The sequence below is a fragment of the Paraburkholderia susongensis genome, assembly GCF_900177725.1.
GTDB classification, from domain to species: domain Bacteria; phylum Pseudomonadota; class Gammaproteobacteria; order Burkholderiales; family Burkholderiaceae; genus Paraburkholderia; species Paraburkholderia susongensis.
Genome location: NZ_FXAT01000017.1, coordinates 1 through 12,313 on the forward strand (window position 1 = coordinate 1; position 12,313 = coordinate 12,313).

At 63.8% G+C, this 12,313-nt stretch carries 12 protein-coding genes; 11 read left to right on the plus strand and 1 reads right to left on the minus strand.

The features are described from left to right. The 5 genes from B9Z01_RS31115 to leuB all read left to right on the plus strand — a co-directional run. Positions 1–518, plus strand: a 518-nt coding sequence (locus B9Z01_RS31115; protein WP_275937534.1) for a citrate/2-methylcitrate synthase, incomplete at its 5' end; no start/stop codon positions are given. A 325-nt stretch (positions 519–843) separates the two neighbouring features. Beyond that, the gene (gene leuC, locus B9Z01_RS31120; protein ID WP_085489391.1) at positions 844–2,253 is read left to right on the plus strand and encodes a 3-isopropylmalate dehydratase large subunit; all 1,410 of its coding nucleotides are present in this window, start codon (positions 844–846) and stop codon (positions 2,251–2,253) included. Between the two features lie 5 nt (positions 2,254–2,258). Next, positions 2,259–2,417, plus strand: a complete 159-nt coding sequence (locus tag B9Z01_RS31125) for an entericidin A/B family lipoprotein (RefSeq protein WP_085489392.1) — start codon at positions 2,259–2,261, stop codon at positions 2,415–2,417. 85 nt (positions 2,418–2,502) lie between these two features. Then, on the plus strand, positions 2,503–3,156 hold the full coding sequence (leuD, locus tag B9Z01_RS31130; protein WP_085489393.1) for a 3-isopropylmalate dehydratase small subunit: 654 nt from the start codon (positions 2,503–2,505) through the stop codon (positions 3,154–3,156). Positions 3,157–3,254: 98 nt separating this feature from the next. After that, positions 3,255–4,322 (plus strand): 3-isopropylmalate dehydrogenase, encoded by a 1,068-nt coding sequence (gene leuB / locus B9Z01_RS31135; RefSeq protein WP_085489394.1) that lies wholly within the window; start codon positions 3,255–3,257, stop codon positions 4,320–4,322. 32 nt (positions 4,323–4,354) lie between these two features. Here leuB and B9Z01_RS35755 read toward each other — a convergent pair whose 3' ends face one another. Next, complete coding sequence (locus tag B9Z01_RS35755) at positions 4,355–4,684, minus strand: hypothetical protein (RefSeq protein ID WP_167387596.1); 330 nt, start codon at positions 4,682–4,684, stop codon at positions 4,355–4,357. On the opposite strand from B9Z01_RS35755, the gene asd reads away from it, so the two are divergent. From asd to B9Z01_RS31165, 6 genes are all read left to right on the plus strand, one after another. Then, positions 4,683–5,804 (plus strand): aspartate-semialdehyde dehydrogenase, encoded by a 1,122-nt coding sequence (gene asd / locus B9Z01_RS31140; protein WP_085489395.1) that lies wholly within the window; start codon positions 4,683–4,685, stop codon positions 5,802–5,804. The genes B9Z01_RS35755 and asd overlap by 2 nt on opposite strands. A gap of 138 nt (positions 5,805–5,942) precedes the next feature. After that, positions 5,943–8,597 (plus strand): FimV C-terminal domain-containing protein, encoded by a 2,655-nt coding sequence (locus B9Z01_RS31145; protein ID WP_085489396.1) that lies wholly within the window; start codon positions 5,943–5,945, stop codon positions 8,595–8,597. Continuing rightward, positions 8,594–9,406 (plus strand): tRNA pseudouridine(38-40) synthase TruA, encoded by an 813-nt coding sequence (gene truA / locus B9Z01_RS31150; RefSeq protein WP_085489397.1) that lies wholly within the window; start codon positions 8,594–8,596, stop codon positions 9,404–9,406. Before B9Z01_RS31145 ends, truA begins: the two co-directional genes overlap by 4 nt. Beyond that, positions 9,403–10,113, plus strand: coding sequence for a phosphoribosylanthranilate isomerase (locus tag B9Z01_RS31155; protein ID WP_085489398.1), 711 nt, complete (start codon positions 9,403–9,405; stop codon positions 10,111–10,113). The genes truA and B9Z01_RS31155 overlap by 4 nt, the downstream gene beginning before the upstream one ends. Positions 10,114–10,173: 60 nt before the next feature. Beyond that, on the plus strand, positions 10,174–11,367 hold the full coding sequence (trpB, locus tag B9Z01_RS31160; RefSeq protein WP_085489399.1) for a tryptophan synthase subunit beta: 1,194 nt from the start codon (positions 10,174–10,176) through the stop codon (positions 11,365–11,367). A 9-nt stretch (positions 11,368–11,376) separates the two neighbouring features. Further along, positions 11,377–12,291, plus strand: a complete 915-nt coding sequence (locus tag B9Z01_RS31165; RefSeq protein ID WP_085489400.1) for a DNA-methyltransferase — start codon at positions 11,377–11,379, stop codon at positions 12,289–12,291. The last annotated feature ends 22 nt before the right edge of the window (positions 12,292–12,313 follow it).

Consider the following 12,313-nt stretch of genomic DNA (forward strand, 5'->3'; position numbering starts at 1 on the left):
CGTGTCTGTGGGGCCCGGCGCACGGCGGCGCGAACGAAGCCGCGCTGAACATGCTCGAAGAAATCGGCTCGGTCGACAACATCCCCGAGTTCATCAAGCAGGTGAAGGACAAGAACTCGGGCGTGAAGCTCATGGGCTTCGGTCACCGCGTCTACAAGAACTACGACCCGCGCGCGAAGCTGATGCGCGAGACCTGCTACGAAGTGCTCGAAGAACTGGGCCTGCACGACGATCCGCTGTTCAAGCTCGCCATGGCGCTCGAGAAGATCGCGCTCGAAGACGAATACTTCGTGTCGCGCAAGCTGTACCCGAACGTCGACTTCTATTCGGGCATCGTGCAACGCGCGCTCGGCATCCCGACCTCGATGTTCACATGCATCTTCGCGATGGCGCGTACGGTTGGCTGGATTGCGCAGTGGAACGAAATGATCGCCGATCCTGAGCAGAAGATTGGCCGTCCGCGCCAGTTGTTCATCGGCGAGACGCTGCGCGAAGCCAAGCCGATCGCGAAGCGTTAATCGTTGCTCGCTGGACGGACTCGATCCGCGCGCTTCGTCGTGGCATACGTGTCGCGCAGGAGCGTGAGATCAGCGTAGAAAAACACCCCAACGGGTCTGCCGTTGGGGTGTTTTGTTTTTTGCGGCCGCTGCCGGACGCGCATGCGGCGCATGAGCGTCGCGGGCCGCCCATGCTTGCCGGGTAACGCCGATACAGGTATCGACACTACCAGCCAACTCCATGTTTTTTATCGGTTTTTTCGTTGACTGAGCAGCCCATCGCGGTGCGCAGCGTGGCATAATCAATCGACATAGTCAGCCCGCAGTCACTACTCCCCCGCATACCATGGCACAGACTCTCTACGACAAATTGTGGAACACGCACGTAGTCCACACGGAAGACGACGGTACGACGATTCTCTATATCGACCGTCATCTGCTGCATGAAGTGACCAGCCCGCAGGCCTTCGAAGGCCTGAAGATGGCCGAGCGTCCGGTGTGGCGCATCAGCGCGAACCTCGCGGTGTCGGACCACAACGTGCCGACCACCGACCGCAGCCACGGCATCGCCGACCCGGTCTCGAAGCTGCAGGTCGACACGCTCGACACCAACTGCGACGCCTACGGCATCACGCAGTTCAAGATGAACGACGTGCGTCAGGGCATCGTCCACATCATCGGGCCGGAGCAGGGCGCGACGCTGCCGGGCATGACGATCGTCTGCGGTGATTCCCATACGTCCACGCACGGCGCGTTCGGCGCGCTTGCGCACGGCATCGGCACCTCGGAAGTCGAGCACGTGCTCGCCACGCAAACGCTCCTGCAGAAGAAGAGCAAGAACATGCTCGTGAGGGTCGAGGGCCAACTGCCGCGCGGCTGTACCGCGAAGGACATCGTGCTCGCGATCATCGGCAAGATCGGCACCGCGGGCGGCACCGGCTATGCGATCGAATTCGGCGGCTCGACGATCCGCGCGCTGTCGATGGAAGGCCGCATGACGGTCTGCAACATGGCGATCGAAGCGGGCGCGCGCGCCGGCATGGTCGCTGTCGACGACACCACGGTCGAATACCTGAAGGGCCGTCCGTTCTCGCCGCAAGGCGTCGAGTGGGATCATGCGGTCGAGTACTGGAAGCAGTTCAAGTCGGACGAAGGCGCGCATTTCGATCGCGTGATCGAGCTGAACGCCGCGGAAATCGTGCCGCAGGTCACGTGGGGCACGTCGCCGGAAATGGTCACGGCCGTGGACGGCCGCGTGCCGGATCCGGAACGCGAGAAGGACCCGGTCAGGCGCGATGCGATGGAGCGTGCGCTCAAGTACATGGCGCTCGAGCCGAACGCGCCGATCGAGTCGATCAAGCCGGATAAAATCTTCATCGGGTCGTGCACCAACGCGCGCATCGAAGACATTCGCGCCGCGGCTTACGTCGTGAAGAAGCTGGGCCGCCGTGTCGCGCCGAACATCCGTCTCGCCATGGTGGTGCCGGGCTCGGGGCTCGTGAAGGCTCAGGCGGAGCGTGAAGGCCTCGACAAGGTCTTTACCGACGCTGGTTTCGAATGGCGCGAGCCGGGCTGCTCGATGTGCCTCGCGATGAACGCCGACCGGCTGGAACCGGGCGAGCGTTGCGCGTCCACGTCGAATCGTAATTTCGAAGGTCGTCAGGGCGCCGGTGGCCGTACCCACCTCGTGAGCCCCGCGATGGCCGCGGCTGCGGCTATCGAAGGGCATTTCGTCGACATTCGCAAGCTTGGATAAATCGCATGATGAAGAACATGAATCGCATCACTCTATTGCGCCGCTTCGCCCTCGGCACGCTCGCCGGGCTGTTGCTCGGTCTGGCCGGCTGCAACACGGTGCACGGATTCGGCGAGGACATGTCGCACCTCGGCAATTCGATCAGCAATCACGCTGACAAATAAGCGGTTTTTGATTTTTACCAGCGACGCGGCGCGCGGCTTTCCGGCCGCCAACCGCATCGCCCGATCCTGAACAGGCGCAAGCGTCATGGATAAATTCATCGTACACACCGGCGTCGTGGCGCCGCTCGATCGCGAGAACGTCGACACGGACGCGATCATTCCGAAGCAGTTCCTGAAGTCGATCCAGCGCACGGGTTTCGGTCCGAACGCGTTCGACGAATGGCGTTACCTCGACCACGGCGAGCCGGGTCAGGACAACTCGAAGCGTCCGCTCAATCCCGATTTCGTGCTGAATCAGCCGCGTTATCAGGGCGCCTCGGTGCTGCTCGCGCGCAAGAACTTCGGCTGCGGCAGCTCGCGTGAGCACGCGCCGTGGGCGTTGCAGCAATACGGCTTTCGCGCGCTGATCGCGCCGAGCTTTGCCGACATTTTTTACAACAACTGCTTCAAGAACGGCCTCTTGCCGATCGTGCTGACCGAGCAGCAGGTCGATCATCTGTTCAACGAAACGTATGCGTTCAACGGTTTCAAGCTGACCGTCGACCTCGAAGCGCAAGTCGTGCGCACGGCCGACGGCGGCACCGAATATCCGTTCGACGTCGCGGCATTCCGCAAGTACTGCCTGCTGAACGGTTTCGACGATATCGGCCTCACGCTGCGTCACGCGGACAAAATCCGCCAGTTCGAAGCGGAGCGTCTCGCGAAGCAGCCCTGGCTCAATCACCGAATCGTTGGTTGAACGCGCGCGGTTGAACACATGAGCGCCGCGCGCCCGCGCGCCGGTTCCCGCTCAAAATCGCGCTGAAAAGTCTCGAAGAAAATCATCAAGGAATTCGCATGAAGATCGCAGTGTTGCCGGGCGACGGCATCGGTCCCGAAATCGTCAAGGAGGCCGTCAAGGTCCTGAACGTGCTCGGCGAAAAGTTCGAACTCGAAGAAGCGCCGGTTGGCGGCGCGGGCTACGAAGCGAAAGGCCATCCGCTGCCCGACTCGACGCTCGCGCTCGCGAAGGAAGCCGACGCGATCCTGTTCGGCGCGGTCGGCGACTGGAAGTACGACAAGCTCGAACGCGCGCTGCGTCCGGAGCAGGCCATTCTCGGTCTGCGCAAGCACCTGGAGCTTTTCGCGAACTTTCGTCCGGCCATCTGCTATCCGCAGCTCACCGGCGCGTCGTCGCTGAAGGAAGAAATCGTTTCGGGTCTCGACATCCTGATCGTGCGCGAGCTGAACGGCGACATCTACTTCGGCGCCCCGCGCGGCGTACGTACTTCGCCGGACGGCCTCTTTGCCGGCGCGAAGGAAGGTTTTGACACGATGCGCTATTCGGAACCCGAAGTGCGCCGTATCGCGCACGTCGCGTTTCAGGCCGCGCAAAAGCGCGACAAGAAGCTGACTTCGGTCGACAAAGCCAACGTGCTCGAAACGTCGCAGTTCTGGAAGGACGTGATGATCGACGTGTCGAAGGAATACGCGGACGTCGAACTTTCGCACATGTATGTCGACAACGCCGCGATGCAGCTCGTGAAGGCGCCGAAGTCGTTCGACGTGATCGTCACCGGCAACATGTTCGGCGACATTCTCTCCGACGAGGCAGCCATGCTGACGGGCTCGATCGGCATGCTGCCGTCGGCTTCGCTCGACAAGAACAACAAGGGCTTGTACGAGCCGTCGCACGGTTCCGCGCCGGACATCGCGGGCAAGGGCGTCGCCAATCCGCTCGCCACTATCCTGTCGGCTGCAATGATGCTGCGCTATTCGCTGAACAAGGCGGAGCAGGCCGATCGCATCGAAAACGCGGTGAAGAAGGTGCTCGAACAAGGCTACCGCACCGGCGACATTCTCACGCCGGGTTGCAAGCAGGTGGGCACCGCCGCGATGGGCGATGCCGTCGTGGCCGCGCTGTAAAACGCGCGAGTTTCACCGTTTCAGGCGGTAGATCAGGTCGTCAAACAAACGACCTGAAAAACGAGAATCGGCCTGTTTTCAAGGCCGATTTTCGCGTAACAGGCTCGGGCGGTGGCGACAGGCGCCGCCAGCTTCCGGTTTTCGTGTATATTGTCGCGATGGCGCAGATCTCCCAAATCTCCTCGATTTCCAAGCTGCACGGCAAAACGGCCCGTGCGGTTGAGTTCGCCATTACCATCAAAACGATTACCCCGAAAACGATCACGAAGCGCTGATCGTCCGTCGTGTCCGCCCGTCTTCCCCGCGCGGTCACTGCGGGCAAAGATGCGGGGAAGTTTCCATTTCGAAGGGTATGAAGTCATGAACGTAGGTCTCGTAGGTTGGCGCGGCATGGTCGGCAGCGTCCTGATGCAACGCATGCAGCAGGAAGGCGATTTCGACTTGATCGAACCGGTGTTTTTCAGCACCAGCAACGCGGGCGGCAACGCGCCGTCGTTCGCCAAAAACGAGACCAAGCTCAAAGACGCGACAAGCATCGAAGACCTGAAGAAGTGCGAAGCGATCATCTCCTGCCAGGGCGGTGACTACACGAACGAAGTGTTCCCGAAGCTGCGCGCGGCAGGCTGGAATGGCTACTGGATCGACGCGGCATCGGCGCTGCGCATGAAGGACGACGCAGTCATCATTCTCGATCCGGTCAACCTCGACGTAATCAAGAACGCGCTGGTCAAGGGTCAGAAGAATTTCATCGGCGGCAACTGCACGGTCAGCCTGATGCTGATGGCGTTGGGCGGTCTGTTCCGCGAAAACCTCGTCGACTGGATGACGGCCATGACCTATCAGGCCGCTTCGGGCGCGGGCGCGCAGAACATGCGCGAATTGCTGCAGCAAATGGGCACGCTGTACGGCGCGGCGAAGGAAGACCTCGCCGATCCGTCGTCGGCGATTCTCGATATCGACCGCCGTGTGCTGAACGCGATGAACAGCGACCGCATGCCGACCGACCATTTCGGCGTGCCGCTCGCCGGCTCGCTGATTCCCTGGATCGATAAGGATCTCGGCAACGGCATGTCGAAGGAAGAATGGAAGGGCGGCGCTGAAACCAACAAGATTCTCGGCAAGCCGGCAATGGGCACGCCGGGTTCGATTCCGGTCGACGGCCTGTGCGTGCGGATCGGCGCAATGCGCTGCCACTCGCAGGCGCTCACGATCAAGCTGAACAAGGACGTGCCGCTCGACGAAGTGAACAGCATCCTCGCGTCGGGTAACGACTGGGTCAAGGTCGTGCCGAACGAGCGCGAAGCGTCGATGCGCGATCTGTCCCCGGCGGTCGTCACGGGCACGCTGACGGTGCCGGTCGGCCGCGTGCGCAAGCTCGCGATGGGCGGCGAATACCTGTCGGCCTTTACGGTCGGCGATCAGCTGCTGTGGGGCGCGGCCGAACCGCTGCGCCGCATGCTTCGCATTGTGCTCGACAAGTAAAGTAAACTACGCGCTCACGACGCGTAGACAACTCAAGAAGCGTCGCGCTTGCGCGGCGCTTTTTTCATTGTGTGCCCCGATCATCTTGTCTCTTTCCATTCGCAAAAAAGGCTGCGCGCTGACGCGCCAGGAGTCCCGATGAACCTTCGACGCTCCGCTCTTCGGGCTATGTCCATCCGTCACGACAAGGGCCGATTCGAAGGCCGGCCGATGGCCGTGGCGGCCAGCGCCGCTTTGGCGCTTGCGCTCGCCGGCGCAGGCGTGGGCAGCGCGCTTGCCGCGACGGCGCCCAGTGCGGCGAGCGCGCCGGATGCCGCTTCCACTTCCGTTGTCGTCACCTATGTGGCGGGCAGCCAGTACACGGTGCGTGCCGGACAGTCGCTCAACGACGTGGCGATCGCGGTCACGCAATCGCATGACCGCGCAGTGCTTGCGCGCTCGACGCGCGCGCTGTTCGACACGAATCCCGCTGCGTTCATGAATCATGACCCGAGCCGGTTGCGTATCGGCGCGGTGTTGATCGTGCCGGCGCTGGATGCGTCGGGGGCGTTGGCGGCTTCTTCGGCTGACGTGGCGGCGGGGGCTTCGGGTACGTCCGGCGCGGCTGTTTCTGCACCGGCAACATCTGCTTCCGCGCCGGCTGCTCCTGTGCCCACGCCAGCGGCGGCTGCGGCGGCCAGTACGGCGAGCGTGGTCGATCAGGCCAACGCCGCCGCTGCGAGTGCGGCGAGTACCGCGGCTTACGCAGCGATGCCCGCTGCGTCCGCGATTTCCGGTACGGTCAGTGCACCGGCTGGAGCGAGTGCGGCGATGTCGACGGGTGCGGCAGCGGGCGGTGCGGCTGCGTCGGTGCCGGTAGCTGGCTCGCAGGCGGCGGCAGCGCCGGCGAGCGGTACTCAGGAGTGGACGGGATCGATTCAAGCGGCGGCGAGCGCACCTGCCGCGCAGACGCAGGTATCGGCGAGCGGGACCACGCCAGCGGCCACGGCCACGCAGGCACATCCGCAGGTGTCGAGCCTGCAGCAATTGCTCGCGCTGAAAAACCGCGTGCTGATGGAGTTGCAGAAACACGGGATCGGCGGCGCGCCGGCGGTTTCGGGCGCGGCGCCGACGAACGCTGCGCAGCCCGTCGCGGGAGCGCCTTCTGTGACGGTGCCTGCGGCGCCGGGGCAGGCGAGCGTGGCGCCGTCGCCATCGAATGATGGTGGTATGTCGCAACGGGATTTGAGCATCGCCGGAGCGGTTGGCGCGGCGCTGGTCGTTCTGCTGGCGGCTTTGCGCATGAGCCGACGCAAGCGCGAGAAGACGGCTGCGGAGCGGGCGGCGATGGCGACGTCGGCTCGAGCTGATGATTCGCTGGATGATGTCGCTGCGCGCGGGCAGACGCCGGCGCGCGAGGCGTTGGATGTTCGGGAGGATGAGGCTACGCGGCGGCAGGCGGTAGAGCGCGCGGCAGCCGAGCAGGCAGCGGCGGAACGAGTGGCAGTTGAACGTGCAGAGGCCGAGCGTGCGGCGGCGGAGCGTGCAGGGGCCGAGCAGGCAGAGGCAGAACGCGCGGCAGCGGAGCGTGCAGCGGTTGAGCGGGCAGAGGCAGAACGTGCAGCAGCCGAGCAGGCAGAGGCAGAACGCGCGGTAGCCGAACGTGCAGCCGGCGAGCAGGCAGAGGCAGAACGCGCGGCAGCCGAACGTGTAGCAGCCGAGCAGACAGCAGCGCAACGTGCAGCAGCAGAGCAGGCGACAACTGAACGCGCAGCAGCCGAACAGTCGGCGGCACAACCCGCATCTCAACCCGACACAACCGCCCCCCAACACCAGGCCACGCCTGACGAACCGATCGGGAGCACTCCCGCTTCCACGGAGGCCAACGCTTCCACCGAGCTTCCGGCCTTCCCCGCTGATGAAACCTTGAGCAGCGCTGCCACGGCGGCAAGCCTCGCCGCTGCGGCGGAACTTGGCGCTGAAGCCTTGCCACGAGGCCCGCTCGAACCGCGCACCGAATCCGCATCGCTGGACGAACGCGCTGACCGTCTGCAATGGGACCGCGAACCCGCGCGAAGCTCCATAGAAAGCGCACCAAAAACCACACCAGAGACCACGGCGGCGAGCACAACAGCAACCCCACCGGCCGTGCCAGAACACCCCGCGTCCGAGCTGTCGCAGAACTCATCAAACGTTCCGCTCCCCGTGGTCGACTTCACGCAACACCCGGCCGAACCACGCGCAGCCACTCCGTTCGGTCGGCCATACAGCGATACTCCGGCCCCGGCGCAAGCGGCTCCGTCCGCACCGAGCGAATTCCCGCGCGACGCTGTCAATGCGTTCAGCAGTCTCGACATGCCGCTGCCGCCGCGCATCGAAGTGCCCACCGGCACCAGCGCCGGCACCGGTAGCGCGGGCGCTGCAACGCCGCTGCCGCCGCATCCCGTCGCGCCGCCCGAGACGACCTCGCAGCAGGCCCTCGGCGCCCACGAGGCGGGCGATGACGCCGAGCACGACACCGAACACATCGCCGGCCCCGGCGCTGTCGCGGGTCTCGGCGCGCCCGGCTTCGGCGCGCTGAAGCTCGACTTCGACCTCGAACTGCCGCCGAGCCCGGCCCAGCCGTTACCGGCGTTCACACAGGCCGACCTCAGCCGCATCGCGCGCAACAAGCTCGAACTGGCCTCCGAATACATCGAACTCGGTGACCTCGCCGGCGCCCGCGCGCTCATCAACGAAGTGATCGAAGCAAACGATCCGGCCACGCGCACCGAAGCCCGCGCGTTGCTCTCGACCCTCGCGCCGCTGTCGTGAAGCGTATTGCCTTAGGTGTCCAGTACGACGGCGCGGCATTTGCCGGCTGGCAGTCGCAACCGCACGGCAACACCGTGCAGGACGAACTCGAGCGGGCGCTGCGCGAATTCACGCGCACGCCCGTGCAGACCGTCGTGGCGGGCCGCACCGACCGCGGCGTGCACGGACTCGGGCAGGTCGTGCATTTCGATACCGAACTCGATCGCGTCGATATCTCCTGGGTGCGTGGTCCCAATGCGTTCCTGCCGAAAACGATCGGCGTGCAGTGGGCCAAGCCGATGCCCGACGACTTTCACGCGCGCTTCTCGGCGTTCGAGCGGACCTATTACTACGTGCTGTACGTGAGCCCGGTGCGCTCGCCGATGCTGTCGACGCGCGCCGGCTGGGTGCACACGCCGCTCGACGTCGACGCGATGCGCGCCGGCGCCGCGCATCTGATCGGCGAGCACGACTTTTCGGCGTTCCGTTCGTCGCAATGTCAGTCGAAGACGCCGTTCAAGCATCTGTACCAGATCGACGTGAAACGGCAGGGCAGCTTCGTGCATTTCCGTTTCCGGGCGAACGCGTTCCTGCACCATATGGTGCGCAACCTGATGGGCTGTCTGATCGAAATCGGCAGCGGACGTCGCCCGGCCGACTGGATGGCCGAGGTGCTCGCGAGCCTCAGCCGCGATTGCGCCGCGCCAACCTTCATGCCGGACGGCCTGTACCTCGCCCAGGTGGGCTATCCTGAACAATTCGCCGTGCCCGCGCCGCTAACGGGCAGCGTGCCGTGGAGCAGTGTATGGACCGAGCAACCGGAAACATGAAAGCAGCCGAGCATCCCGCGAACGAGACCAGCGCGGCCGCCCGGCCGAGCGTGCCGCATCGCACGCGCATCAAGCTGTGCGGGCTGTCCAGGCCCGAAGATATCGCTCATGCGATCGATCTTGGCGCCGACGCGATCGGTCTCGTGTTCTATCCGCCGAGCCCGCGCTCGGTGAGCGTCGCGCAAGCGGTCGAACTGGTGCACGACATGCCGCCGTTCGTGTCGGTTGTCGGCCTGTTCGTCAATGCGTCTCCGGACTGGGTCCGCGAGGTCGCGAGCAACGTCAACCTGACGCTCATGCAGTTTCACGGCGACGAAACCCCGGAGCAGTGCGAGGCCCTCGCCAGCATTGCGGGTTTGCCTTGGTTGCGCGCGCTGCGGATTGCGGCCGATACTCAACCGGCCGATTTGGTAAAATCGGCACTTAACTATTCAGCAGCCAGTGGTCTTCTGTTCGACACGCATGTCGACGGCTACGGCGGCGGCGGGAAGGTTTTCGATTGGTCACTTATTCCAGCAGAGCTCGCGCATCGGGCCGTTTTGAGTGGTGGGTTGAACGCGCAAAACGTCAGTGATGCGATCCATCGCGTGCGCCCGTACGCGGTCGATGTCTCGAGCGGCATCGAAGTGCCGGGTGCGCGGGGCGTGAAAGATTACGCCCGGATGGCGGCGTTCGTACGCGCGGTGCGCGCTGCGGACGCTGAATGATTCAGGCTCGTGGGTGCTTTCCGAGGAAAGCCGCGGGCCACACTGGGAAGAGTGATTGCCATGTATAACTTGCCTGACGAAAGAGGCCATTTCGGCCAATTTGGCGGTGTGTTCGTCGCCGAAACGCTGTTCTCCGCGCTCAACGAGTTGCGTGAAGCGTACGAGAAATATCAGAAAGACCCGGAATTCGTCGCCGAATACGAGCGCGAACTCAAGCATTTCGTGGGTCGTCCCTCCCCCATTTATCACGCCCAGCGCTGGAGCGAACTGCTCGGCGGCGCGCAGGTTTATCTCAAGCGTGAAGACCTCAATCACACCGGCGCACATAAGATCAACAACGTGATCGGCCAGGCGCTGCTCGCGAAGCGCATGGGCAAGCCGCGCGTGATCGCGGAAACCGGCGCCGGCCAGCACGGCGTGGCGACGGCGACGATCGCCGCGCGCTTCGGCATGGAGTGCGTGGTCTACATGGGCTCCGAGGACGTGCGCCGTCAGGCCGCCAATGTGTATCGCATGAAACTGCTCGGCGCGACGGTCGTGCCGGTCGAATCGGGCTCGCGCACGCTGAAGGACGCGCTGAACGAAGCGATGCGCGACTGGGTGACCAACGTCGAAAACACGTTCTACATCATCGGCACGGTTGCGGGTCCGCATCCGTATCCGATGATGGTGCGCGACTTTCAGCGCGTGATCGGCGACGAATGCCGTGTGCAGATGCCCGAACTGGCGGGGCGCCAGCCCGATGCCGTGATCGCGTGCGTGGGCGGTGGTTCGAACGCAATGGGTATCTTTTACCCGTATATCGATGACACTTCAGTGCAGTTGATCGGTGTCGAAGCCGCCGGCGACGGCATCGAAACGGGCCGTCACGCGGCATCCCTGATCGGCGGCAGCCCCGGCGTGCTGCACGGCAACCGGACGTACCTGCTGCAGGACGAAAACGGTCAGATCATCGAGACGCATTCGGTGTCGGCAGGCCTCGACTATCCGGGCGTAGGTCCCGAGCATGCGTGGCTAAAAGACAGCAACCGCGCGCAATATGTCGGCATCACCGACGAAGAAGCGCTCAAGGCGTTCCACGATTGCTGTCGCATCGAGGGCATCATTCCTGCGCTGGAGTCGAGCCACGCGCTCGCTTATGCGATGAAGCTCGCGCCGACTTTGCCGAAGGACAAGATCCTTCTGGTCAACCTGTCGGGCCGCGGCGACAAGGACATGCACACGGTCGCCGAGCGATCGGGCATCCAGTTCTGAGCCGCGGCGATGCGTGACGAGTTCGACGAGCCGCAGCCGGCGATTGAAACCGAGAATCCGGCCGCCGAGGTAACGGCGGCCGCGGCATCTGCACCGCTACTGGCGCAGGTGCCGGCCGGCATTCAGCTGTTGAACCGCGATTTTCTGACCGATGTAGCGAACATTCCCGACGGGTCGATCGACCTGATCGTCTGCGATCCGCCGTACGGGCTCGGCAAGGACTACGGCAACGACTCCGACATGCGTACGGGCGAGGACTTTCTCGTCTGGACGCGTGGCTGGCTCGAACTGGCCGTGCCGAAGCTCAAGCCGTCGGGTTCGCTCTACATTTTCTGCACATGGCAATACGCACCGGAAATCTTCAGCTTCCTGAAGACAAAGCTCACGATGATCAACGAAATCATCTGGGACCGGCGCGTGCCGAGCATGGGCGGCACCGTGCGCCGCTTTACGTCGGTGCACGACAACATCGGTTTTTTCGCGGTGTCGAAGGACTATTTCTTCGATCTCGATCCCGTCCGCATTCCGTACGATGCAGTCACGAAGAAGGCGCGTTCGCGTAAGTTGTTCGAAGGAAGCAAGTGGTTGGAGCTTGGCTATAATCCGAAGGATGTCTGGTCGGTATCGCGTTTGCATCGGCAGCACGCCGAACGCGTCGCGCACCCGACCCAGAAGCCTCTGGAAATCGTCGAGCGGATGGTGTTGTCCAGCTGTCCGAGAGGCGGTCGTGTGCTCGACCCGTTCATGGGCAGCGGCACTACCGCAGTCGCTTGCGTCCGCCATCAGCGCGAATTCGTCGGCTATGAGATCAATGAAAGCTACTGCGCGATAGCGCGCGAGCGCGTCAGCGTCGCCGCTTCGCCGCCTGCGCCACGTCGGGCCAAGGCCAGACCGAAAGTGCAGCCGCCGAGCGAAGTGCAGTGAACAGTGCGAAAAATGCTGTGAA